Source organism: Vibrio sp. HENC-03 (assembly GCF_000305755.2).
GTDB lineage: Bacteria > Pseudomonadota > Gammaproteobacteria > Enterobacterales > Vibrionaceae > Vibrio > Vibrio owensii.
In genome coordinates, this window is record NZ_JH976124.1 from 652,779 (window position 1) to 676,790 (window position 24,012).

The 24,012-nt window shown below is 45.8% G+C and carries 19 protein-coding genes; 8 read left to right on the forward strand and 11 right to left on the reverse strand.

Annotation, left to right across the window (positions count from 1 at the left end):
• Positions 1 to 37 precede the first annotated feature (37 nt).
• Together VCHENC03_RS09535 and VCHENC03_RS09530 are read right to left on the reverse strand one after the other, a co-directional pair.
• Entirely contained in the window at positions 38 to 4,528 is a 4,491-nt protein-coding gene (locus VCHENC03_RS09535) for an Ig-like domain-containing protein (RefSeq protein ID WP_232310349.1), read from the reverse strand.
• A 212-nt stretch (positions 4,529 to 4,740) separates the two neighbouring features.
• On the reverse strand, positions 4,741 to 5,742 hold the full coding sequence (locus VCHENC03_RS09530) for an arginine deiminase-related protein (RefSeq protein ID WP_005435759.1): 1,002 nt from the start codon (positions 5,740 to 5,742) through the stop codon (positions 4,741 to 4,743).
• A gap of 405 nt (positions 5,743 to 6,147) precedes the next feature.
• On the opposite strand from VCHENC03_RS09530, the gene VCHENC03_RS09525 reads away from it, so the two are divergent.
• Together VCHENC03_RS09525 and VCHENC03_RS09520 are read left to right on the forward strand one after the other, a co-directional pair.
• A complete protein-coding gene (locus tag VCHENC03_RS09525) occupies positions 6,148 to 7,986 on the forward strand; it encodes an ABC transporter ATP-binding protein (RefSeq protein WP_009706654.1) in 1,839 nt (612 codons plus the stop codon).
• 636 nt (positions 7,987 to 8,622) lie between these two features.
• A complete protein-coding gene (locus tag VCHENC03_RS09520; protein ID WP_005435770.1) occupies positions 8,623 to 9,330 on the forward strand; it encodes a DUF445 domain-containing protein in 708 nt (235 codons plus the stop codon).
• Positions 9,331 to 9,413: 83 nt separating this feature from the next.
• Here the strand turns inward: VCHENC03_RS09520 and VCHENC03_RS09515 are convergent, their stop codons facing one another.
• Positions 9,414 to 9,890 carry an Lrp/AsnC family transcriptional regulator gene (locus VCHENC03_RS09515; protein WP_009706655.1) on the reverse strand — a complete coding sequence of 159 codons (477 nt, stop codon included), beginning with the start codon at positions 9,888 to 9,890 and terminating at the stop codon, positions 9,414 to 9,416.
• 322 nt (positions 9,891 to 10,212) lie between these two features.
• Between VCHENC03_RS09515 and VCHENC03_RS27440 the strand changes: the two genes are divergently transcribed.
• Positions 10,213 to 10,380 carry a hypothetical protein gene (locus tag VCHENC03_RS27440; protein WP_009706656.1) on the forward strand — a complete coding sequence of 56 codons (168 nt, stop codon included), beginning with the start codon at positions 10,213 to 10,215 and terminating at the stop codon, positions 10,378 to 10,380.
• 7 nt (positions 10,381 to 10,387) lie between these two features.
• On the opposite strand, the gene VCHENC03_RS0125995 is transcribed toward VCHENC03_RS27440, so the two are convergent.
• Positions 10,388 to 10,636 carry a hypothetical protein gene (locus VCHENC03_RS0125995; RefSeq protein ID WP_020194154.1) on the reverse strand — a complete coding sequence of 83 codons (249 nt, stop codon included), beginning with the start codon at positions 10,634 to 10,636 and terminating at the stop codon, positions 10,388 to 10,390.
• Between the two features lie 403 nt (positions 10,637 to 11,039).
• On the opposite strand from VCHENC03_RS0125995, the gene VCHENC03_RS09510 reads away from it, so the two are divergent.
• Positions 11,040 to 11,645 (forward strand): histidine phosphatase family protein, encoded by a 606-nt coding sequence (locus VCHENC03_RS09510; RefSeq protein WP_009706657.1) that lies wholly within the window; start codon positions 11,040 to 11,042, stop codon positions 11,643 to 11,645.
• A gap of 7 nt (positions 11,646 to 11,652) precedes the next feature.
• The gene (locus tag VCHENC03_RS09505; protein ID WP_009706658.1) at positions 11,653 to 12,177 is read left to right on the forward strand and encodes a GNAT family N-acetyltransferase; all 525 of its coding nucleotides are present in this window, start codon (positions 11,653 to 11,655) and stop codon (positions 12,175 to 12,177) included.
• 41 nt (positions 12,178 to 12,218) lie between these two features.
• On the opposite strand, the gene VCHENC03_RS09500 is transcribed toward VCHENC03_RS09505, so the two are convergent.
• Positions 12,219 to 12,458 (reverse strand): RNA recognition motif domain-containing protein, encoded by a 240-nt coding sequence (locus tag VCHENC03_RS09500; protein WP_009706659.1) that lies wholly within the window; start codon positions 12,456 to 12,458, stop codon positions 12,219 to 12,221.
• A 148-nt stretch (positions 12,459 to 12,606) separates the two neighbouring features.
• Here VCHENC03_RS09500 and VCHENC03_RS09495 point away from each other — a divergent pair, with 148 nt between their 5' ends.
• Entirely contained in the window at positions 12,607 to 13,137 is a 531-nt protein-coding gene (locus VCHENC03_RS09495) for a GNAT family N-acetyltransferase (protein WP_009706660.1), read from the forward strand.
• A 108-nt stretch (positions 13,138 to 13,245) separates the two neighbouring features.
• Here VCHENC03_RS09495 and VCHENC03_RS09490 read toward each other — a convergent pair whose 3' ends face one another.
• The 5 genes from VCHENC03_RS09490 to VCHENC03_RS09470 form a co-directional block, all read right to left on the reverse strand.
• Complete coding sequence (locus VCHENC03_RS09490) at positions 13,246 to 13,755, reverse strand: MerR family transcriptional regulator (RefSeq protein WP_009706661.1); 510 nt, start codon at positions 13,753 to 13,755, stop codon at positions 13,246 to 13,248.
• A gap of 200 nt (positions 13,756 to 13,955) precedes the next feature.
• Positions 13,956 to 15,449, reverse strand: coding sequence for a sodium/proline symporter PutP (gene putP, locus VCHENC03_RS09485; protein WP_009706662.1), 1,494 nt, complete (start codon positions 15,447 to 15,449; stop codon positions 13,956 to 13,958).
• Between the two features lie 137 nt (positions 15,450 to 15,586).
• Positions 15,587 to 16,294, reverse strand: coding sequence for a 1-pyrroline-5-carboxylate dehydrogenase (locus VCHENC03_RS09480; RefSeq protein ID WP_009706663.1), 708 nt, complete (start codon positions 16,292 to 16,294; stop codon positions 15,587 to 15,589).
• 11 nt (positions 16,295 to 16,305) lie between these two features.
• The gene (putA, locus tag VCHENC03_RS09475; protein ID WP_009706664.1) at positions 16,306 to 19,437 is read right to left on the reverse strand and encodes a bifunctional proline dehydrogenase/L-glutamate gamma-semialdehyde dehydrogenase PutA; all 3,132 of its coding nucleotides are present in this window, start codon (positions 19,435 to 19,437) and stop codon (positions 16,306 to 16,308) included.
• Between the two features lie 400 nt (positions 19,438 to 19,837).
• Entirely contained in the window at positions 19,838 to 20,650 is an 813-nt protein-coding gene (locus tag VCHENC03_RS09470) for an AraC family transcriptional regulator (protein ID WP_005435788.1), read from the reverse strand.
• A 777-nt stretch (positions 20,651 to 21,427) separates the two neighbouring features.
• Between VCHENC03_RS09470 and VCHENC03_RS09465 the strand changes: the two genes are divergently transcribed.
• Positions 21,428 to 22,147 carry a helix-turn-helix transcriptional regulator gene (locus VCHENC03_RS09465; RefSeq protein ID WP_027726839.1) on the forward strand — a complete coding sequence of 240 codons (720 nt, stop codon included), beginning with the start codon at positions 21,428 to 21,430 and terminating at the stop codon, positions 22,145 to 22,147.
• 69 nt (positions 22,148 to 22,216) lie between these two features.
• Here the strand turns inward: VCHENC03_RS09465 and pdxH are convergent, their stop codons facing one another.
• The gene (pdxH, locus tag VCHENC03_RS09460; protein WP_009706666.1) at positions 22,217 to 22,852 is read right to left on the reverse strand and encodes a pyridoxamine 5'-phosphate oxidase; all 636 of its coding nucleotides are present in this window, start codon (positions 22,850 to 22,852) and stop codon (positions 22,217 to 22,219) included.
• A gap of 476 nt (positions 22,853 to 23,328) precedes the next feature.
• On the opposite strand from pdxH, the gene VCHENC03_RS09455 reads away from it, so the two are divergent.
• Entirely contained in the window at positions 23,329 to 24,006 is a 678-nt protein-coding gene (locus VCHENC03_RS09455; protein ID WP_009706667.1) for a response regulator transcription factor, read from the forward strand.
• Positions 24,007 to 24,012: the final 6 nt, after the last annotated feature.

Below are 24,012 nucleotides of genomic sequence, written 5' to 3' on the forward strand. Positions count from 1 at the left end.
AATGTTGAGTGGCATTTTTGTTAGTGCAAGCTGAGATTTACGGGCAGGTTACATCTACGCTCCCAACCAAAGTACTATCGGCTTGGACTTCAATGTTAAAACTATTGCCATTGGTTGATTTGAGACATGTCACTGAAACCGAGTAGGTTCCATCATTGTTATCCACAATATCACTAAATGAGCCAAATCCCCCTGCTGTGAATATGAATGCGTCCGAAGAAGAGTCAACAGTCACTACGTGCCCTCCATGCCCTAAATCGGTACCACTCGAATCTTTAAGCGTGATTGTGATATTACCTGAACCATTTAACTCCGTAGGTGCTACAACACTTTCTGTAGCATCGACTTGGGTAACCGTTAAAGGCAACGAATTACTCAATGAGAGATCCCCAACAGTAGCACTCACGACATAACTGCCTGCAGTATCTGCAGTAACTGACACCGTGTACGTACCATCACCATTATCTACAGGAGTGCCATAGCTTAGCCCCGTTCCTTCTGGGCTCAACACCAAATCACCGTAGCTTTGTGTGTAAGCACTGCCATCAGCTTTCTTTAAAGCAACCGTGATAACTGCACTATGATCGCCTCCCACACCAAAGGTGGAAATATCACTCGTGATGGTAGACTGAGAAGCGCTTGGCGCTACCGCCTCAAATGTGAGGTTTAGCGTGCCAACGGTTCCAGAGTCATAGGTCGCAGTAACAGTGACCTCTCCAACAACGCTAGCGCTAATGCTGCTTGTATAAACCCCATCGCCAGCATTCACTAATTCCGTCTTATCAGCTGAGCCCGCTGTAATCGTGAGTTCAGGACTGTTCGATGATGGTACAAACGCATTGCCAGCGTAGTCTTTCAGCGTGACTGTCAACTGAGCAGTACTGTTGCCATCTGCTGCAATAGTGGTGATATCGGCTTTCAATGTCGACTGCGATAAATCAATGACGGCATTAAAAGTAAGCTCAATATCGTTAGCCAACTGAGTGCCACCTATGCTCGCACCAAGGGTATAACTACCTGCGTTCACTGTTGTAAAGACAGCAGTATACGAACCATCACCGTTGTCTGTATTTGATACTTCCGTTACCCCACTAGGCACAGAGAATGAAATATCCCCCGCGGACGATGTATAGTCAGCACCATTGGTGTCTTTTAGTTGAACCGTTACGGTAATCTGGTCACTACCATTTGCGTTCGCGGAGTCTTTATCACGGCTGAACGCTGCTGCAGAAAGATTTAAGACCTGAGCATAAGACAAAGAAATAGAGCTGGATAACTGGGTTCCCCCAATAGATACTCCTGCTGATTTAGTACCGGAGCTCGAACTAGAGAAACTCACAGTATAAGTACCATCACTATTATCTTGAGAAGTAACTACACTCACGCCTGCTGGTAATGAGAGCTCAAGAGTACCGCCTGAACTTGTGTAGTTGTTACCTTCCGTATCTTTCAATTGAATGGTTACTGTGATCACATCGGATCCGTCGGCATTTGCAGAACTTTTATCACGAGTAAATTCAGTGTTGCTGAGGTCAAGAACTGGAGTAAATTCAAAGGAAATGGATTCAGCAAATTTACTGCCGTCTAGCGAAGCTCCCACTGTGTAGGAGCCTGACGTAGAGCTTTTGTACTTCACAGTATAAGAGCCATCGCCATTATCTTGGCTGTCGAACTTAGTTAACCCATTTGGTGTATCAAAAACGACTGCACCGCCAGAACTGGTGTAATCATCCCCCTCTTTGTCTTTTAGCTGCAAGGTCACGGTAATAACGTCAACACCATCTGCGCTTGCTGAACTCTTATCAAGTGAGAAGTCAGCGCTGTTGGTATCTAACACTGGCGTAAACTCGATATTTATGCTGCTAGATAGTGCGATACCTGCAATCGATGCTGTGATATTGAAGGTTTTTGACGTTTCACTAATGAAAACGCCGGTGTAAGTGCCATCGTCATTATCTTGGTAAGACTTCAAAGTTAACCCAGAAAGCTCGCCAAACTTGATGTCACCACCAGACGATGTATAGTCATTTCCATCCGCATCTTTGAGTTGTACAGTCACCTTAATTTGTTCACTACCATCCGCACTGGCGGACGCTTTATCCCGACTAAAGACGGCATTTGAGAAATCAACCACAGGAATAAACTCTACTGTCGCAGAGCCTCCTAAGGCATTGTCATCAATCTTTCCGGAGATAACGACTTCTTGCGCTTTTGTAGACGTCACCTTGGCGCTATACGTACCATCACCATTCGAAGTAACCCCAGAAATCATGACCTCTTCAGCAGGTTCAGCACTCAAGGTAAGATCACCTGAATTCGATTCACGAGCCGTACCAAACTCATCGCGCTCCTGAACGGCAATAATGATTTCTGCGACACCGTCTGCCAGCGCTTCTGTGTTCTCAGCAAAAACGAACGTTTGAAGGTAATCAATCGGTAATTCGGCAAGACAATATTCATTGGAGCTTGGTAACTGAATATCAAAAGTGATCGCCTTATCGGCACTCGTCGTGGCGGTTGTACGTTCACCCCAGTAATAACGGTTCTCAAAGTAAGAATAGGCTGAGCCCATGTATTCAATCGATTCGACCGCATCACTTTGCGTGGCGTTACCATCAGAGTCTGTTCTCCCCCATAAATAGTGAGAATAATCTCGGTTGTACATCCAAAAATACGCTTCAGGTGCGGCTTTAAAGCGCGTGACGGCCATATCGTCGTCGGTACATACCAAGCGGGTTTTAATGGCCTGGTCAATTTTGTCACACAGTTGAAGTGACATCAGTGAAATAGTGGTCGTGTCTGCTTTGGCGGTAAATTCTACTTGTGCCCAAGTCTGCCCACCGTAGTAATAGAGTCGATATAACCCGTCTTCAACCAAGTTGGAAAACGTAATGCTATCCCCATTTACTTCACCCGAACTTTCATAAGAATAACCGGAATATAAGTAGTAATAGCCGGAGTCGACTGTCTGAGTTTTCGTTTCGTCGATTGGACAAACTAACGACAGCCCTGTTTCGACATCAATACGAGGAGGGTTTACAATATTCAAGGTAGCCTTGAACGATTTAGTGGAGTCACTCGATACACCAAAACAGAAGTCATCGAGATCGAGTCCCTCAGAACCATCGGCTACTTCAATAACCTCACCGTCCACTTCAATCGACGCCAGTAAGCTATTACCTTGGCTGTCGAGCAGATCAAAATGGCCAGCAAAGGCAGGCACTCGATTGATGTTTAACTTTTCAGGGTCATCGCCCCACCCAGAAGGCTTGTAAGCCCAACCACCGCCAGCTTTGGCAAAGGAGAGGCGTAACTTTTGATTATTGGGGTCGCCATTCGCATCCACAACGTCGACATCAAGTTGACAACGATCTTGTCCATACCAATCCAGATTGTAGTATGAGAGGTGAGTGATTGGTTTCGAGACGGTAAAGGTGTTTTCGTTTTCTTGCTCTATGACAGCATCACCTTCATAGCGCCATTTACCCGTAGAGTCGGTATAGCTCCAAATAGGGATCGTGCCGTCATCCAAAGATAGTGGTTCACCTGTTTGCGGATTTATTGTGGATTTTGGAACTTCAAATGCCAAGGTAACCCCTTCGCCATCAAACGATGACACTTTGTTGCCGCTCTCATCGCCAATCTCAATCGCAACAAAACCAGCAGAAATAAAGGTCACGCTGTCAGGAGAGGTAATATCGCTTGGGAGCTCACCATCAAATCCATCTGGTGATAAACCACCAGGGAAAAGGTATAGCGGGTTATTCTCATCATCAGCTAGGCCTTTTGGATCCGCTGAAAACAGCATCATCGAAACAGAAACCTCTCCTAAAGGCGTAAAAGGCTGCCCATCTTCATCAATGAGCCCCGTGCCGGCAGGAATCGATAACTTGGCAGTTGCGCCATCAAGGATTTTGCCTCCATCCGTGCTGTCATCTTTGCTAACCGTCGCGACATCCACCTGAGAACTGGTGACGTGACCATCTAAGTCAACACGCTCTTCAGCAAAAGTAGTTGCCTCTTCAGCCTTTTCTGACTTAGGAACAATTTCAATCCAATAGTTATCGGACATCGTAGTTTGGGTCAGGTCAAACACTTGAGAGTTAGAGAAAAAACCATGCCCTCTCACAATCACCGTCATCTTAGCCACACCGCCATTCACATCGCTGGCGTTATCGACATCGAATGTGAATGGCACAATGCCAGATTCAGGCACTACCACAACGTTACTTTGAAATGCTTCCCCCTGATGGAAACCAGCCACTTCTCTTCCTAGAACATCTTGTATTCGAACGGCAAACGTTTCGTTCTGATTGGCAACATCGAAAACAAACAGCAGTTCTAGATTAGACATTTCAGTCTCATCAACTCGATTAGAGACATTAAGTGACAAGCTTTGTTGGTGAGAGATTTGAGACGTTAATGAGGTGGTCGTTTCAGTGGTAGAGTCATTACAGCCCGAGATGGCAAGCAAAGACATCACTCCCATCAGGCAATACAACCCCGCCCTTCTGCACGTGTTGATCATAACCATAACCTAGCCTTTATTTTTATATGAAACACAATACATATAAATAGCAGCTAAATAATACACCTGCATGATGTATGGGCAAAATCATACTCAGAGCACATTAGGATGAAACAAGTATTTTGCTATTCATTTGGACATTTTCTGCGATACAAATAAAAAAGCACCACATCTTTCAACATGGTGCTTTTTGGGGGAAATTCAGAGTCGGTTTATAGCACGGCTTTGCGGCTTGGTAAGAACACTTCGCCTAACATGCAGCGTACAGAGCCACCGCCGATCGATTCGATGGTAGAAACGTCGAATGGCAGCAATTTACCGTGAGTCGCCAGTTGATTTCTTTGTGCTGGTGAGAACGCATCGTAAGCCGATTGAGACATAGCAATGACCTTATCGCCGCGTACCGTTTCCAATTGGAGGATGTTGCCGCAGAACTGGTTCATCTGCTCAAGAGAAATCGAGATCACCTGCTTATCTTTCGCCAATGATTTAAGCACAAAGCGACGCTCAAACTCAGGGATCACTTCATCACAAATCACGCAGAACTGCTCACCTACTGCCATCATCACGTTGGTGTGGTAAATCGGCGCGCCAGAAGGCAAACGGGTTTGGAAAGAAATCACACGATCGTAACCAATGCGCTTGGCATAATCTTCTAACACCAGACGATCACAACGCTGTGAGAGCGCGGCATAAACGGTTTTGTTAAAGTGGTCGAACACCATCACGCCCGTGCTTTCTAGGTAGGCTTCTTCATCAAGGTATTCGGTTAATGAATCTTGTTGATGCACTTCTCGACCCGCTTGTGCTAATGCAGCAACCAGCGCATCTGGGCGAACTTCATGCTGACGGTTTTCACACGCCATCGGGAAGGTATACAAAGTGCCTTCTGGAGTGGTGCTAAACCAGTTATTCGGGAACACCGCATCTGGCGTGGCAATGTCTGATTGAGGGTAATCAAACTCGACGACTTGCACGCCTTCTTTACGCAAGGTTTCAACCATCGCGGAAAATTCAGCCATGGTGTTACGTGAGACTTCTTCTTGAGTCAGAGAAACTTGGTGTTGAAACTCGTTGTCTTGCGCGGTTTCTTCGTTAAAACGAAACTCTTTCGGCGGCACCATCACAACGCAATTTGCGGTATGACGCAGAGCACTTTGCGTGCTTTCTTCTTTTCCATGTGCATTCTGAGGCACTGATTCGTGTAATAGCATCCAAACATTCCTTTTCACTAGAATGATGAGATTGTAAATTTATTGTTAACTTCGGTTTTGCTGTTTTTAATAATAAATTCATCAGTCAAAGGTAAATGTTTCTGACAAAAACTCTTTTTACCCGACTTTTTATTGTCACCGTGCCGATTTGCGGTTTTGTGGCGTGTGAATGACAATCTCAAGAACAATGCACTAGTGAATTCTTTATAACCAACTAGTTACATTTAAAATGCAATCGGTTAGACTATTTTTTCGCCTCTCTCACGTACGAAATTTGTCTGCTTTTCTGGCTAGCAGACCTCAATATGTCTTATCACCACGTTCAGTGTTTCGACCTCGTCCAAGGTAGAAAGAATTGATGAATTCACTCTCTGACGTGGCAATGTTTTAACTTTAGGATGAGTTATGTTTAAACGATTTGAAGGCTTTACTGAGCCGTTCCCCAAATCACAGCCTGACCAACCCCCAACTGGGATTTACGCCTTCTTACGCCATTACACGCGTGGCTTTGAGAAACCGCTGATCATCATGTCGATCATGTCGACGATTGTGGCAATCGTAGAGGTGTCCCTGTTTGGTGCCATGGGTCAGTTGGTTGATTGGCTATCCACCAGCAACCCAGAAACTTTTTTGCAAGACAACAAAGCGGACCTTATTTTCTACGGATCTTTATTGCTGGTTGTCATGCCAATTTTGGTGGTGGTTTACTCGCTGCTGATTCACCAAACTTTACTGGGTAACTACCCGATGTCGGTACGTTGGCTTGCACACCGTTACTTGCTTAATCAAAGTCTGAACTTCTATCAGGACGATTTTGCAGGGCGTGTCGCTACCAAGGTGATGCAAACCTCTTTGGCGGTGCGAGAAACCGTCATGAAGACGATGGATGTGTTTGTTTATGTCTTGGTTTACTTCACCAGTATTATCGTGATGCTGGCGGCGGCTGACTGGCGCTTAATGATCCCAATGTTGGTTTGGCTAATGGCGTACATCGCTATTCAGATCCACTTTGTGCCGAAACTAAAAGCCGTGGCTACTGAACAAGCCGATGCACGCTCCACCATGACTGGGCGCATTGTCGACAGCTACACTAACATTCAAACCGTGAAGCTGTTCTCGCACAGTAAACGAGAAACCGAGTACGCCGAAGAAGGCATGAAAGGCTTCTTGAATACCGTATATCGCCAAATGCGCTTGGTGACCGGCTTCGATGTAGCGGTAGAGATCTCCAACTATCTATTGGTGTTCTCGGTGGCTGCACTGTCGATTTACTTGTGGTTGGATAGCGCGATTAGCGTTGGTGCCATTGCAATTGCTGTCAGCTTAGCCCTGCGTATCAATGGTATGTCGATGTGGATCATGTGGGAAGTCGGTGCCCTATTCGAAAACTTGGGTACTGTCGTAGATGGCATGAAGACGCTATCTAAACCTATCGACATCAAAGACAAAGCCGATGCGAAAGATCTGCAAGTGTCTCAAGGCGGCATCCACTTCGATAACGTGAGCTTCCATTACAGTGAGAAAAAGTGCGTGATAAACAACCTCGACCTTAATATCAAACCGGGTGAGAAAGTGGGCTTAGTTGGACGATCTGGCGCAGGTAAATCCACCTTAGTGAACTTGTTATTGCGCTTCCACGATGTAGAGGAAGGTTGCATCAAGATTGATGGGCAGGAAATCTCGAGCGTCACGCAAGACTCGCTGCGATCGAATATTGGTATGGTGACGCAAGACACGTCTTTGCTACACCGCTCAATCCGCGACAATATCTTGTATGGCAACCCAGATGCGACTGAAGAAGACCTGATTAAAGCGACTAAGCAAGCGCACGCACACGAGTTTATCGAAACCCTAACCGACCCGTTCGGCAACGTGGGTTACGACGCACAAGTGGGTGAGCGCGGTGTGAAACTGTCTGGTGGTCAACGCCAGCGTATTGCGATTTCACGCGTGCTGCTAAAAGACGCACCTTTGCTGGTACTTGATGAAGCGACTTCAGCACTGGATTCAGAAGTTGAAGCCGCCATTCAGGAAAGCTTGAACGAGCTGATGCAAGGCAAAACCGTTATCGCCATCGCGCACCGTTTGTCGACCATTGCGCAAATGGATCGCTTGATTGTGCTTGATAAAGGTAACATCGTCGAACAAGGCACACACAAAGAGCTTATTGCTAACAACGGCATTTACGCTCAGCTTTGGGCGCACCAGACAGGTGGCTTCCTTGGGGAAGAGTTGGAGAGTTAATGCTCTTTAGATAGCTGTAAATCACCAAGCAAAAACGGCGCACCAAGCGCCGTTTTTTATTCAATTTTGCTATATCCATCCGTTTTCTTCAGAAACCGACTCGAAGCAATACGTGATCATTGTCACTTAAAATCTCAACTATGAAACAGTTTTATGGATGCAAATCACACTTTTTCTGCTAGTATAGCGCCCCGTTGCGTATTCGTTAGCAGTGGACACAACGCAGAGTATCTCGCTGGATTCATTTGTAATTTCACTTTTTGAGAAACAGCTATACTCAATTGATGGCTTAGTTATTAATCTAATAATAAGGTAATTAGCTTATGTGTAAATGTGGTTCAATGCAGATCGTACAAGTAAAACAAAGTTGGGCGGATAAATTATTCGGCTACTCAGAGCGCTGGAAATGCCAACTTTGCCGTAAGGTCTTCCGCTTCTAAAAGCACAATAAAAAATAATCTTAGAGCTTCTAAGAAAAAGCAGTGGCCCGACAATGATTGTCGGGTTTTGTTTTTTTCGCCCCTACTCTATCTCGCCCACATGAATCCTATTGTTCTCAACCTAGCATCTAGCTGTCGGTTGGGTATAAAATCATGTCCACTTATTACTCCATCAACTCATACATAATCGGTCACTATGAACAAAAGTTTGCTGACTAATATCCTCGCGATCGCCATGATGGGCGCGGGATATCACATTCAAAATGATTACCTTTGGTACGCGGGTCTGTTCGCTTTTTCTGGCGCGATCACCAACTGGCTAGCGATTCACATGCTGTTTGAAAAAGTACCCGGCTTATATGGCTCTGGCGTCATTCCAGCGCGCTTCGAAGAGTTCAAGCTGGCCATCAAAAACCTGATGATGGAGCAGTTCTTTACTGAAGCAAACATCGACCGTTTCTTAAACAAAGAAATGGCAGGTGGTGTAAACATCAATCTTGAACCTGTGATTGAGAAAGTCGACCTAAACCCAGCGTTTGACTCACTGGTTGAAGTCATTGAAGGATCTCAGTTTGGTGGCATGCTAGCGATGTTTGGCGGAGCAGAAGCGCTGCAACCTATGCGCCAACCATTCGTAGAGAAGATGCAAGAATCCATTATCGATCTAAGCAAGAGCGACAGCATCAAAGAAGCGCTAAAAGAGCAGATGGAATCGCCAGCAATGATGGATGAAATCAAGCAGAACATAGAAAGCATCATCGATCAGCGCCTTAGCGAACTGACACCAGCTTTGGTGAAAGAAATCGTACAGAAGATGATTAAAGAGCATCTTGGCTGGCTCGTAGTTTGGGGTGGCGTATTTGGTGGCCTGATCGGCGTATTGACCACTTTCGTCAGCGCTTAATTGATACAAGCTACATACGAGAATTGAAAAGGAGCCTCCATGGCTCCTTTTTTGTGTCTGTCATGTGAACCCAAACGTGGGTATTAACCAAGCAGCTCTGGATTGACACCAAATCCAGTCTTGTGTTCTTCGATGACCACTTCACTACGAGTTTGTATCACGCCAGGCAACGTCCCCAGCTTACTCGACATAAATTCCTGATAAGCCTTCATGTTCTTTACTCGTACTTTGATCATGGTATCGAAGTCACCCGACAGCGAGTAGCACTCTTCAATTTCAGGCATCAACTCGACCGCTTTAGCAAATTTCTCGAAAATCGAGAAGCTGGTTTGATCAAGACGAATATGAATAAAGACCTGCACATCCAGCCCAAGCTTTTCGGCATTGAGCTCTGCGTGATAGCCATTGATGAAGCCTTCTTTTTCCAACCGTTTTACGCGTTCAGAGCATGGTGATGTGGTTAAGTTAACCTGCTTCGCCAATTCCACCACTGGAATTCGACCTCGAGAATGCAACACTCTCAAAACCTGTAAATCAATTCTGTCTAGTTGATAACTCATTCACCACATCCTTGCAACAACTCAGGAATCACCAGATTAATAGTTACTATTCAGTTTGCAAATAGTGAAATGAGCAACGTGTGAAACTCGCAGGCATTTAACGTTTGCCCTGAACAAAAAGTCGTCAAATATTCTAAAAATGAAAACATTCATGCGTCTAATTTATAAATACACCAAACAATATAGGTGACTTTATTAATAAGATAATTTTGTTAACGAAAAAATGGAATGATGAACTTTGAATAGAAAAACATGAGCTTTTAAGAAAAGAAATGAGCCAAATGGTAAGGCAATAATAGGCAAAAATAATGAGGAGAAAGCAATGTTAACCCTACAACTCGCGTACAAGCCATTTGGTGTTGGTGAATGGACGTACACGACCGTTTCACACGAAGTGGCAAAATCTCTGGCGTCTGAATATGCCTCTTACGGCTGGCCAGTTATGATCGATGGAATGCCATTTGCAGCAGAGAAAGAACTGGCTGCTTAAAAGTCGATTACATGATTGCTGATGTCTGTCGCGCTGGATGTTGAACCACTTCACCGATAGCGCGATGGTTACAGCAACGGCAGTAGTACTGCGGTTCCATTTCGTAGTAATGCTCACCTGATACAAACTTTGCCATCAATTGAGTAAAACTCACGACTTTGCCAGTTAGCGTAGCGATATGCTCTGGTTCACAACGCTTCATGATCACTTTATGCTGCGTTGTTCTTTTGCAAACTGAGCAATAAATATTAGGCATTTCCTTTCTCCCTGATTTCCTGTGCTACTGACAATTGACATATTTTGTTCAAAATAATTCCACAATAAAAAAGCCCCTTTGCTTTTTTGTGTTCCACATCCAAAAAATGACACCCAAGAACTCAAAAACTGAGACCTTGGTCAGACCTCAATTTTTCGACCAAATTATGAAAAATAGCACCTATGTATGTAATACTACGAGACATCATACATAACTGATTGTACGTACTTATTTTTTACATTCGGTATTGCCCATATTGCTCTGCTTGCCTACGAGAGAAGACGGATTTATCTCTCCAAAACGGCTTCAATTTACAGTGTGAATTGTGTGCAAAATAAGCAGTGGAGCTGACTCCCTCTTCGTAAAGAACATGCCGTTCTGAAGAGATAAACAAGGAAGTAAGATGATTCATATTACCTTCGTCCGCCATGGACGTTCACTTGCAGATGATTTACGCGTTCATGAAGGACGATTCGACAGTCCGCTCACCGAAATTGGAATTCAACAAGCCGAAAATCGCGCGAAACAATTTGCCGAAGAAGGGCGAAAGTACGATGCGATTTTAAGTAGCTCAATGCAGCGAGCACGCCATGTTGGAGAGATATTTTCTACACACCTAAATGTCCCTATGACCACGCATGATGAATTAATGGAGCGTGATAACGGCCCGTTGCAAGGGTTACCTTTTAGCGAATCTCAACACAAATACCCTATGGCTGATTTCGTCAACCCGTACCAACCTTGCGTCGTCTCTGCCAATGAAGGGGAAAGCGGTGTTGAGCTTTACGCCCGAGCAAGCCTTGCCCTTCAATCTATCATCAGACGTGGCAGTGGCCGCTACTTGGTGGTTTCCCACGGACGCTTCCTCAGCACGATGTTTAATGTGATTTGTGGCAACCAACCAAGAGCCAACGAAACTGGCGTCCGATTTGCGTTCGATGATTTGGGTTACTTCGACACAACTTACCGACCTGATCTCGATGTGTGGGTCATTCAATCTGTAAGGTGATTCCGTTATGCCAACACAACCAAAACTCTTTACTGAACGACTCATTCTACGACCTTTCCAGCATGAAGATAGCGAACGCGTCGCTTTACTCGCGGGTGAAAAAATCATCGCAGATATGACCGCGAACATTCCGCATCCTTATGAGCCGCCTATGGCGAAAACTTGGATTAACGGACATGCGCCAATGTACAAAGAGCGCAGTGGTGTCGTCTACGCTATTACCTTGCGTGAGTCAGGGGAGTTATTAGGTGCCGTGAGCATACCGAGAGTTGAGGATGGCTATGGCACTTTAGGTTATTGGCTCGGTGTCCCTTACTGGGGGAAGGGTTACGCGTTTGAAGCTACGAACGCCCTAATCGAGTTCGCGCGTGTCGACTTTGAGTTAGCCGGAATTAAGGTACGGCACTTAGTAGAAAACCACCGTTCCAAATCGGTGATAAACAAACTCAATGTACCTTATATCGAAAACACTTGGGTTGGCCCTAAAGGGGCAGAGCGTGAAGTTTGTGTTTATCAAAAAACGTTCGTTTGAAGGGACAAAAAAGCCAGCGATGATGCTGGCTTTTCTCTATCTTAGTCTTGAGCGACTTTCACGCGAATCTTGCTTTTCGCTACGCTGGTCAAGTTCAGCGCTTCCAGTGCAGCAATCGCCTCTGCTTCATCTGGCATGATCACAAAGCCGAAGCCTTTCGACAAACCGGTTTCTTGATCAAGAACCAGAGTACAAAGTTCTACTTTGCCGTGCGCTGAAAATAGTTTGCGCATCTCTTGCTCGGTTGTTTCACGAGCCAAGTTTCTTACTAAAAGTTTCATAATGAACCTAGTTGGTTTAATAACCGTACGATTCTCTCAGGTTCTTCCAAGCAAACCAAGCGAATAATATTGTACGAACGACTAGATCATTCTAAGTACATCTGATTAAATGATTTTTCGTTCATTTTTCACCCAAAGGAGAGCCGATATGGAAACGAAACGTCTAAAGCTAATCCCCGCTTGTTTGGAACGTGCAGAGGAAGCACATCAAGTCGTGGTACGTTGCCAGAAGACGCTCGAAACGTACCTTCCTTGGGTGCCACATGTGCTCACACTAGAAGCCATGATTGAGGGAACAGAAAAAGCCGTCGCCAACTTTGAAAACTTCGAAGAGGAATTGCGTTACTTCATTATCGAAAAGGAAAGCGATCGCTTAATAGGCGCCGTTGGCTTGATGATTAGAGACCAAGAAGTACCAGCATTTGAGATTGGCTACTGGTTAGATGATATCGCTGTTGGTAACGGCTACATTTCCGAAGCGGTGTTAGAATTAGAGCGCTACGCGTTTGAAGATCTTGGTGCGAGGCGCATTGCTATTACGGCAGATTCAACCAACCTAAAAAGCCGCGCCGTGGCAGAGCGTTGTGGTTATGATTTTGAAGGTGAGTTGAGACACGATCGCCTCTCTACCTCAGGGGAATTGAGTAACACTGTGGTTTACTCAAAAATCCGTCACTAGGCAGTTTATGATTAAACTTTTTTATTAAATATAGCGCCACAAAAAATAAGCCTCACGAAGAGGCTTATTTTTATTTAACCGGTTTTTAATACGCTGCTTAGGCGCTAATTATAGAGCACGAATGCGCACAATTTCGTCTTGCTCAATACCCAAAGATTCAAGGAATTTTTGGTGCTCAGCAGGCTCCATCTCTTCAAATTTCTGATGCCATGTCACCATGTCGTTTTCAGAGAAACCCGCAGCTTGCATGATTTGTACCCAACGTTCTTTAGTCACAATATTATCCTCTATCAGTTGTGGTTCTTGTAATAGCACCACGATCGCTTTTTGCTGCGCTCGTAGGTTTTGAATCTCACGTTCGAGTTCATTGAAATGGTCTTTCAAGATCTCCGCTTGAGATTTGCCTTTCTGTGCCAACAAAGTGCGTATGCTGGAAATCGGTAACCCATAAGAACGATAAGACGAGATCGTTTTTAAACGCTGCATCTCTTTTTCTCCATACCAGCGATAACCGTTTTCTGAACGATGTGCAGGCGCTAGCAAGCCTTCACGCTCATAGTAAAGAATCGTAGTACGAGAGAGTCCACACTCTCTGGCCAGTTGGGTTACGGTTAGCATAGTGGCTCCTTTTGTCGGTACAGACATAGCATCAGCCCTACACTGATAGACGGGTCAACACGTTTTTTACTATACCTCAGAAATTCTCTAATTGAGGTATTACAGGTCATTCAAATCACCATCAACCATCAACCATCAACCATCGAGTAAGCACAAAAAAGCCCGCGATGGTCGCGGGCTTTGTTTTTATTTGAGAGGAATTAGTCTAGCTCAACCAACTTCTTCTCGTATTCTTTGTGTTGCTCAAGCACTTCTTCTGCTGCACCACCAGTCATTTTGCTCACTACCACGATAGCGATAGTAGAGAAGATGATGCCCGGTACGATTTCGTACACATCGAACCAACCGCCTGTTAGCTGTTTCCAAACCACGATAGTCACACCACCGATTAGGATACCTGCTAGTGCGCCGTTACGGTTCATACCACTCCAGTAAAGGCTAAGTACAACTGCTGGACCAAACGCAGCGCCAAAGCCAGCCCAAGCGTAAGATACAAGACCTAGAACAGAGCTGTCTGGCGTCATTGCTAGGAATAGCGCGATAAGAGAAATCACGATAACGCCTACACGACCAATCATTACCACTTCTTCAGACGTTGCATCTGGCTTAATCACTTGCTTGTAGAAATCTTCTGCAAGAGCTGATGAAGATACTAGAAGCTGTGAATCCGCAGTACTCATTACCGCCGCTAGGATTGCCGCCAATAGGATACCCGCAATCACTGGGTGGAATACCGTGTTCACCAATAGCATGAAGATTTTCTCACCGTCATCCAGCTGTGTACCAGGGTGACCTGTTACCCACACTAGACCAACAAGACCAACGAGCATTGCACCCGCCATAGAAAGCGCAGTCCAACCCACAGCGATACGACGCGCTGTTGTTAGGTCTTTGTTTGAACGAGAAGCTTTAAAACGCGCTAAAATGTGCGGCTGACCGAAGTAACCTAGACCCCATGCTACCAAAGAGATGATTGCGATAGCCGATAGAGGCTCACCTTTCACGTCACTCCATAGCGTTAGTAGCTCTGGGTTAATGTTGTGCATGTCCGTCGCTAGTTGACCTAGACCGCCGTCCATTACTGCAACAGGTACAATCATAAGTGCTGCCGCCATCAATAGGCCTTGCACCAAGTCCGTCCAAGATACCGCTAAGAAACCACCGAATAGCGTGTACGAAACCACACACACCGTGCCAATGATAACGGCAATGCTGTAATCCAAGCCGAATACGGTCTCAAACAGTTTACCCCCTGCTACCAAGCCTGAGCTGGTGTAGAAAAGGAAGAATAGAAGAATGAAGAACGCAGAGATTGTCTGAATCAGTTTCGACTTGTCGTTAAAGCGACGCGACAGGAACTCAGGCAGCGTTAGCGCATCAGTTTGGATGCTGTACGTACGTAGGCGTTTTGCACTGATTAACCAGTTTAGCCATGTACCCACAAGCAGACCACCTGCTAGCCAGAACGCTTCAATACCTGCTGCATACGCATACCCCGGAAGACCAAGTAGCAACCAGCCACTCATGTCTGATGCACCCGCAGATAGTGCCGCTGGCCATGGACCAAGGCTACGACCACCTAGGAAGTAATCTGATGAATTGGAAGTCCTCTTATACGCGTAAACGCCAATGGCAACCATAATTAGTAAGTACGCCACAAAAGTGGTCGTGATAGCAAAGCTATTTTCTATCATTTGATAGTCCTCGTTATAATTATTTCCTTCCTTGCCCGCTTTGATATTTTGCCATCGCAGCAATACATCAAAGTAAGAGATACCAACCCGAGTAAGCTCTCAGGCTCTTTTGATTCAGATTGGTATCACAAGTCAGGTTAGTGGGAGTCGCTTCCCAACTCGAGTAGAGTCGCGTTACCGCCCACTGCTGTAATATTTATCGTTCGAGTACGCTCGGTAATGAAGCGCAACGACAGATGAGGATCATGAGTCAATGTCGGTGACTCTAAATCCGTTTCAGAAACTAAGCCGACGATGGCACCGTCACGCTTAGCCAGTTGCAGGTTAAGCGCATGCTCAACCTGTGAATGCCCAACATAACCCACACTACGTACGTCGCTGTCTAACAACGGGGAAGACGCATCGTACGCAACCACTTGGACTAAGTTAGATGGGAAGTTTGCTGACGCTACAGCCTGCTTAACCAATTGAGTAAGCTCTGTATTGTCACTGCAAATCACCACGCTGTTGCCTGCAATCAGAGCACAGGTGATCATTGCAAAGGTGCTGTACAGAGCGTTCTCGGTATTTGCTAGGTTGTTTTCACAAACGACCAAAGCCACACCGCGACCCGCTGCGTACAGCTCGTTAGTTTCGCCCGTAGGCCCAACTAACTGATGAGTTTCTGCCAACAGAGCAGACGCTTGCTGCAAGTGGTAAGACACCACTTTGCCCACCACGCTATGCTGCTCTTCAATCGCAGATTTAAATGCCAGCAAATGCTCACATTTGTAATCAAAATCGGTCAGATTCCACTGCTCCCAAGCAGAGAATGCATCTTTAAAATACGTGATCTGATGAACCATAATACGACTCCTTACGCCTTCTCTGCTTGAACAAGATGTTGTTTAGTAAAGCGGTATAGGTAGTGAGGACCACCTGCCTTCGGACCTGTACCCGACAAACCTTGACCACCGAATGGCTGAACACCAACCACCGCACCAACCTGATCGCGGTTGATGTAGCAGTTACCCACGCGAGCGTGTTTTTCAATCCAACGGTAAGTGGTTTCGTTACGGCTGTGGATGCCCATTGTGAGACCAAAACCAGTTTGGTTGATTTGCTCAACCACGTTTGGCAACTCAGACGCTTTAAAGCGAACAATGTGCAAGATAGGACCGAATTGCTCTTCTTTCAGAACATCAATGCCCGAGATTTCGAACGCACTTGGCGACACAAAATCACCGTGCTGACATACTTCATCCAATTGCAATTGAGCAACTTTGGTTTGCGTGCTTGTCATGTGCTCTAGGTGAGCAAGGAGTTTGTTTTTTGCATTGCTGTCGATAACCGGACCCACATCAGTTTTGTGTAGGTAAGGAATACCAACATGCAGTTCATTCATCGCACCTTGGATAAGGTTGATGATGCGATCCGCAACATCTTCTTGAACGAACAGAACGCGCAGAGCGGAACAGCGTTGACCAGCAGAAGCAAAAGCGGAACGAATCACGTCACGCACAACTTGTTCTGGTAGTGCCGTACTATCCACAATCATGGCGTTCTGACCGCCAGTTTCAGCGATAAACGGTACTGGCTTCGCGCTACGCTCGGCAAGCGTCACATTGATGCGCTGCGCTGTTGCTGTCGAACCAGTAAATGCCACGCCTGCAATCGCATCGTGAGACGTTAATGCATGACCAATTTCACCACCACGACCCGGCAATAGCTGAATCACGCCCGCAGGGAAACCAGCCTCTAGCATCAATTCAATCGCACGTGCCGCAATTAAGCTGGTTTGTTCAGCAGGTTTAGCCACAACTGTGTTACCCGCAACCAATGCCGCTGTGACTTGACCAAGGAAAATCGCTAATGGGAAGTTCCATGGGCTGATACAAACGAATACGCCCAAACCTTCGCGGCTAGACATGCGTTTCACGCCATCAAAGCCTTCTAGCTCAAACGGCTGAAGATTTTGCGCTTGTTTCGCGTAGTAACGACAGAAGTCGACCGCTTCACGCACTTCATCAATGCTGTCATGGATAGTCTTGCCCGCTTCTTGGTGACAAATCGCCACCAGCTCAGCCAAGTTCTCTTCCATCAGATCCGCAAGCTTGTCTAGGCACGCCGCTTTTTGTTCAATTGCGGTGCCTTTCCACTCTGGGAATGCAGCATCAGCCGCTTCGATTGCAGCGGAAACATGATCAAGGCTTGCGAAAGCCACCTGACCCACTTCGATACGGCGATCGTAAGGGGCAGTAATGATCTCTGTGGAGTTTTCCTTGATCATGCTTTCGGCATGTTTTTCGCCGTTGATGATCGGACCCGCAGTCCACTTCTGATTCAGGAAGCTTTCAACCTGTGCTTCAAACGGCTTCGCTTCGCTGTCGATATCAACGTTGACACCATATGAGTTTTTACGCTCTGGGAAGATACCGGTTGGCATTGGGATTTGACCGTTGTGCAAGGTCTCAAACGAGGTCAGCACATCAACAGGGTGATGCGTCAGCTCTGAAATTGGACAACGCGCGTCCACCAAACGGTGCACAAACGAGCTGTTCGCGCCGTTTTCTAGTAAGCGACGAACCAAGTAAGGCAGTAGATCTGCATGGCTACCGACTGGCGCGTAAATACGTACTGGCTGACCATAAGTGTCCATTACATGGTTATAAAGCGAATCGCCCATACCATGCAGACGTTGGAATTCGTAATCTTTGTGCTCTGCCATTACAGCAATCGCCGTAACAGTGTGCGCGTTGTGACTAGCAAACTGCGGGAAGATGTTACCGCGCACGCCTTCACTCAGTAGGAAACGCGCACACGCTAGGTAAGCAACATCCGTCGCTTCTTTACGCGTGTAAACAGGGTAGTTCTCGTAACCCGCTTGTTGCGACCACTTGATTTCGCTGTCCCAGTACGCGCCTTTTACTAGGCGAAGCGGGATCAGATCGCCCTGCTCTTTTGCTAGACCGTTTAGCCATACGAGTACAGGCAGTGCACGTTTCGAGTAGGCTTGAACCACCAGACCAAACTTGCCCCAACCTTTCACTAGGTCGCTGCGGTACAGTTTTTCAAACAGTTTGAGTGACAGCTCAAGACGGTCTGCTTCTTCTGCATCAATCGTGATGGCAACATCCACTTCGATAGCGCGTTTAAGCAGTTGCGTTAAAGTGTCGTAAAGCTCTGTCATCACGCGTTCTTCATTCGCCACTTCGTAACGTGGGTGAAGTGCAGAAAGCTTAATAGAGACAGAAGGCGCTGGGCTCGTATCACTGCCGTACGTTTCGCGACCTACCGCTTCAATCGCCATTAGGTAATCTTTGAAGTACTTGCTTGCGTCTGCCGTGGTCAGCGCCGCTTCACCCAACATATCGAATGAGTAAGTGAAACCTTTGTCGCGCATTGGACGACCGTTCTTCTGCGCTTCTTCAATCGTACGACCACGTACAAACTGATGACCCATGATCTTCATTGCCTGATACATGGCTTTGCGAATCACAGGTTCTGAGAATTTGTTTACCAGACGGTTTACAGCCTGACCTGGGCTCTGGGTTTCTTGCTCACCAAGACCAATCACTTTACCCGTTAGCATTAAGCCCCAAGTTGAAGCGTTAACGAACACGGAATCAGAACTCTTAAGATGAGATTTCCAATCCGCTACGCTTAACTTATCTTTAATCAGTGCATCCGCCGTTGCTGAATCAGGAATACGCATCAATGCTTCTGCAAGACACATCAGCAAGATACCTTCTTGGGTATCAAGGCTGTATTCCAGCAATAGCGCATCAATCATCTGGATTGACTTCTTATCCGCACGGATAGCTTTGATAAGCTGGGTTGTTTGGGTCGTGATTGCCGATTTTTCTTCCGCTGTCGGCGTTGCTAGTGGCAATAGTTGCTCTAGCCATTGAGACTCGTCCACCATGTACAATGGCGAGATCAGTGACCATAACTTATCAAGCGGCTGCTCGACAAATTCTGGTGTTAACACGTTCGTTGCAGTAAACATGCGTTTTCCTCAATCTCTCTCCTCGAAAACCGCTTCGAGGATCATCAATGGCTGGCAGTGTATTTTGAGGGCGAGAAGAATACTTGTCAAAAACTCCGAGCTTTTTGCTAAAAACTCGCTTTTATAACAAAACATCTACATAGTCACATGCAAATAGATAATATATTGTGTTGTAAAAATTCATCTTTGCATGTCATTTACAACAAAAGTAGACTGTTTTTCGACAGATTTTGTTTGAATAAGAAGGATTTAGATTGCGCTTTTGTGAGAAACGGACAAAAACGCTGAAAACTTTCGGAGAATTACGCAAAAAAATTTGATTTTCCTGTGCAAAATGCAAGCACAAAAAAACCGCGACTCATGCGCGGCTCTTTCCAAATAAGCAACTAAATGAACAAGATTAACCAACCTGTTTCTTATACTGAGAAGGTGATAATCCTTGTAAACGAGTAAAAGTATGCGTGAAGGTACTTTGGCTCGAAAAACCGGTGAATTCGGCAATTTGCCCCAAGGTTAGATGACCTTGCTCAATCAAATCGCGCGCCATGTCGATGCGTTTGCCAAGTACGTACTGATGCGGCGTAATGCCCATCTGATCCTTGAACAAGCTATGGAATTGGCTTTCACCCAAAAATACACTGCCAGCCAATTGCGCCACACTGATTTTATGACTCAAATGCTGTTCGATGTAGCGGTCAATGGCGTCCAAATCAAATCGCGATTCTTTCTTCGACGTTTCAAATGCAGAGATATGACGCTGCATAAGAGCGATCACGGTATCGTTACATGCACGGCTAAGCAGTAAATCGTCTGGGTGATTGCGCATCTCTTGCACTAACATTTGAATTAGCTTTTGGATTTGACCATCCAGTTGGAAGTAAAGATGAGAGCGCTCTAGATTGTTGATTTTCTGCAGCATCTCGGGATCATCGTTGGCAGGCTTTGGCATGTTGAGCACCAAAATGTCTGATTGATGAATCACGCCGCCGAAAGCATGATCAGAAGACGCCGTTACGATGCAACCTTGCCCTGGCCCAACTAAATTTCCCTGACCACGAACCTCAAATTCGGCCTGTCCTTTCAAGCCGATCACGATCTGCGTATAAGCATGATCATGGCAATCCATATAAGACGGAAGCGTGATCAACTCTGCTGGTTTAGGCAGCATGATCTCTTTATATGGCGGGGCTTTCGGGTTATCTGAATCACTCATTTCGAACAGTCGTCTTTATACAGTCGGCTTACACCTTGGCATCATATACCTTCTCGGTTGGGTTGCAAATCTTCCCCCTTCCAATCGCACAAGATCAAACCAACACAATCAAGGCGTTCTACATGATCATAGTTCCGGAACGATGATCATGTAAGAGTAACTTACGGTCAATGTGCAACCAATTTTTTTAACAAAAACGGACAGATAGCCAAAATTACCAAAGATGAGACAAGCTATTCACAAAGATCCTTGCAGTTGAAATGCAAACCGATGTAAGCCACAAGGTCAAAATTACGATCGAAAGCGTGTGAAATGCCCGAAAAACAGGGGGATAGAGGGATTTCCCCCCTTACCAATATGCTCACAATTCAATACATTAGACCTCGAGCTCTAGGATGCATACGACCCTGAGCTCAACGGTATCTACTTGATACCTCTAACTTACTTAGCAGACCCTCGCTATGTAATTTAGAACCTCTTCTACACGTCGACAAGATTATATCTTGTGTTGCCAGCCCGTCTTCAGGCTGGCTTTTTTTTGCCTATCGCCAATGAAAACAATGGCATAAGCTGATAATATATCGGACATCTCACCGTATCCTGACGTTAATCATCACGCTGAGTTATCTTGCTCGACCTTCTCTCTTCCAGTTCTATCTGGCGCGATTCTCGAAAGCATGATCAAGGTGATGGTTGTCATTCAAAAACGCAGAATAAACGAAGTGAGAATACCGACCTGCAATCATGCAGGCGATGAGTAGCAGTAGTGAGTCCATTGTGAATATTCCAGTCAATACCATAGAACAGTCGCTCCTTCGACAGCTACCGGGTTGTTGGGGATGCAAAGATAAAGATTCGGTATTCCGCTATGTGAATCAGGAATACGCCGAGTTAATTGGGTACGATTCACCTGAAGCCTGTATCGGTAAAACAGACTTTGAAATGGCTAGCCCTACCACGGAGTGCGCGCAAGAGTTTCGAGAACAAGATAAACACGTGATTGAAACTGGCGAGTCGCTAAAGATCCTCGATATACACCCTTATCCAGATGGTCATTGGCGCGCGCATATCTTTACCAAGACGCCTTGGCGAGATGACGATGGCAACATCATTGGCACCATATTTTATGGTCGTGAACTGACTGATACTGCCGTCATCGAAGTAGGCTATTGGGTTTGCCGAGCCATTGGCGGCTCACCGAATCAGCAGTCGATCTTCCGATTCGCTAACCTTAAACCCGAGCCGGAGAAGCTAACTTGCCGTGAGCAAGAGACTTTGTTCTTGTTGCTGTATGGCAAAAAGCCGCAATTCATCTCTCAGGTGATGGGGATTTCAACCAAAACCGTAGAGGGGCATGTGGCTCGTCTTCGAACTAAGTTTGAAGCCAACAGTAAAAACGAGCTCATCGATAAAGCGATGGAAGCTGGTTACGGCTCAATTGTGCCAAAGACGCTGCTGAAACATCAGCTTTCTGTTGTGCTTAACGGCGAACGCTGATTCTTAATTCTGTTCAAACAAAAACACCGCCAATTTCGGCGGTGTTTTTTTATATCTTCATCGAAGTGACTACGGTGCAAGACGGTCGATGTCCCACTCACCTTCTTGATTTGAGAACAAGAAACGATCATGCAGACGATGTTCACCACCTTGCCAAAATTCAATGCTTTGTGGCTTAACGCGGAAACCACCCCAGAAAGTCGGCATCGGGATTTCACCTTTGGCAAACTTCTGCTTCAGTTCGAGGAATTTACCTTCTAGTACACCACGCGCTGAAATACGGCTACTTTGTTTGCTCGCAATCGCAGCCAGTTGGCTGTCTTTAGGACGAGAAGTGAAGTATTTCATGTTTTCCATGGCGGTGAGCTTTTCTGCCACACCAGTAATGTGAACCTGACGCTCAAGCGGGTGCCATGGAAAATGCAGGCTGATGTTGCTGTTGTGCTCAAGCTGCTGCGCTTTACGGCTGCCCAAGTTGGTGTAGAACACAAAACCGTCTTTATCGACGCTTTTTAGCAGCACAATACGTTGAAACGGCATGCCATTTTCGTCGACTGTCGCGACTGTCATCGCCGTCGGGTCAGTCAGACCTGCTTGTACCGCTTGTTCTAACCACAGGTTAAATTGATCAATCGGATCTGCTTTTAAATCTTTACGACGCAGGCCACCTTTTGTGTACTCACGACGAATATCAGCAAGTTCCATCTTCACTCCTTCACTCGTTTTTGTCGATTGTGCGCCCGATAATTTCGAAATACAAGGACAGCACACATGGATGTTTAAAGACCTAGTACGACTCTTACGGTTGGAGTACTACAAAGATCCATCGCACGGGATGCCGAAGCGTAACAAACAAGCCCAGACTTCACTGTGATTTATGTCGTTAGGTTGATGAAAGTAGGGTGAAAACCAACAATGTGAAGTCATTCCAAAATAATATTGCTCGTTTTTGCTCCACTAAAGACAATAATTACTGCCCAGTGGCCTCAAAAACCTCAGAATTTCAGGTACTAATGCAGGTGAGTCGTAAGTTTATTAGCTTATTCACCTACCTCAATTCGCTGTGAAAACCGGACTCTCAATCCCTTTTTTGAGGCCGCTTGGGTATACTAAAAGACATGCATAATAAAAGTGGATAACCACAACACATTAAACAACGTTGCTAGGAAAGACATTTGCTTATGGACAAGCTAAGACTGTTCGAACTCTCCAACCAGCTCAGGTGCGCCGAAAGCTCTGACGCTATTCATGCTTGGTTTGGAGAACTACAAAACGAAATTGATTTTGAATTCAGTATCCTCGGTTTATTTGGTGATGATTGCGCTCCAGACCCTGTCTGTTATGGTTTCTCTCCCGATCAATTTGCCAACTGCTTTAGTAAAAAAACCGCCGAAAGTGACCCGTTAATCGCGGCATTACAGCAATCCAATCACGGCATCATGGCTCTGATGGACTCACATACCCATCCAGATTACGGTAAGCGCTTACTGCTGGCCGGATATCATGGCGACAAGAAGGCCATTTACCTCACCTCCTTTGGTGACCGCCAACCTTCCAGCGAAGAGATCGACGCGTTATATCTTTTAACGCCCCACCTCTATATGGCTTCAAGTTATGTCTGTGATCGTAACATCCGAGTGGAAACGCTACCTGCTCCAGAGAGCCAACTGACGACTCGAGAATGTGAATTGCTTCCTTGGTTAAAACTGGGCAAGAGTAATTGGGAAATCAGCCGCTTACTCAACATCAGTGAACGTACTGTCAAATACCACCTACAAAATATTTATCGTAAGTTGGACGTACATAACCGAACGCATGCCGTGTCAAAAGCGATCGAGTTAGGTTGGTACGAGGATTAAAAAAGG

What these genes read in the sequence shown, in the direction of transcription:
- VCHENC03_RS09535 (WP_232310349.1), bottom strand. Translation starts at nt 4,528, where the DNA reads ATGATCAACACGTGCAGAAGGGCGGGGTTGTATTGCCTGATGGGAGTG.
- VCHENC03_RS09530 (WP_005435759.1), bottom strand. Translation starts at nt 5,742, where the DNA reads ATGCTATTACACGAATCAGTGCCTCAGAATGCACATGGAAAAGAAGAA.
- VCHENC03_RS09525 (WP_009706654.1), top strand. Translation starts at nt 6,148, where the DNA reads ATGTTTAAACGATTTGAAGGCTTTACTGAGCCGTTCCCCAAATCACAG.
- VCHENC03_RS09520 (WP_005435770.1), top strand. Translation starts at nt 8,623, where the DNA reads ATGAACAAAAGTTTGCTGACTAATATCCTCGCGATCGCCATGATGGGC.
- VCHENC03_RS09515 (WP_009706655.1), bottom strand. Translation starts at nt 9,890, where the DNA reads ATGAGTTATCAACTAGACAGAATTGATTTACAGGTTTTGAGAGTGTTG.
- VCHENC03_RS27440 (WP_009706656.1), top strand. Translation starts at nt 10,213, where the DNA reads ATGTTAACCCTACAACTCGCGTACAAGCCATTTGGTGTTGGTGAATGG.
- VCHENC03_RS0125995 (WP_020194154.1), bottom strand. Translation starts at nt 10,636, where the DNA reads ATGCCTAATATTTATTGCTCAGTTTGCAAAAGAACAACGCAGCATAAA.
- VCHENC03_RS09510 (WP_009706657.1), top strand. Translation starts at nt 11,040, where the DNA reads ATGATTCATATTACCTTCGTCCGCCATGGACGTTCACTTGCAGATGAT.
- VCHENC03_RS09505 (WP_009706658.1), top strand. Translation starts at nt 11,653, where the DNA reads ATGCCAACACAACCAAAACTCTTTACTGAACGACTCATTCTACGACCT.
- VCHENC03_RS09500 (WP_009706659.1), bottom strand. Translation starts at nt 12,458, where the DNA reads ATGAAACTTTTAGTAAGAAACTTGGCTCGTGAAACAACCGAGCAAGAG.
- VCHENC03_RS09495 (WP_009706660.1), top strand. Translation starts at nt 12,607, where the DNA reads ATGGAAACGAAACGTCTAAAGCTAATCCCCGCTTGTTTGGAACGTGCA.
- VCHENC03_RS09490 (WP_009706661.1), bottom strand. Translation starts at nt 13,755, where the DNA reads ATGCTAACCGTAACCCAACTGGCCAGAGAGTGTGGACTCTCTCGTACT.
- putP (WP_009706662.1), bottom strand. Translation starts at nt 15,449, where the DNA reads ATGATAGAAAATAGCTTTGCTATCACGACCACTTTTGTGGCGTACTTA.
- VCHENC03_RS09480 (WP_009706663.1), bottom strand. Translation starts at nt 16,294, where the DNA reads ATGGTTCATCAGATCACGTATTTTAAAGATGCATTCTCTGCTTGGGAG.
- putA (WP_009706664.1), bottom strand. Translation starts at nt 19,437, where the DNA reads ATGTTTACTGCAACGAACGTGTTAACACCAGAATTTGTCGAGCAGCCG.
- VCHENC03_RS09470 (WP_005435788.1), bottom strand. Translation starts at nt 20,650, where the DNA reads ATGAGTGATTCAGATAACCCGAAAGCCCCGCCATATAAAGAGATCATG.
- pdxH (WP_009706666.1), bottom strand. Translation starts at nt 22,852, where the DNA reads ATGGAACTTGCTGATATTCGTCGTGAGTACACAAAAGGTGGCCTGCGT.
- VCHENC03_RS09455 (WP_009706667.1), top strand. Translation starts at nt 23,329, where the DNA reads ATGGACAAGCTAAGACTGTTCGAACTCTCCAACCAGCTCAGGTGCGCC.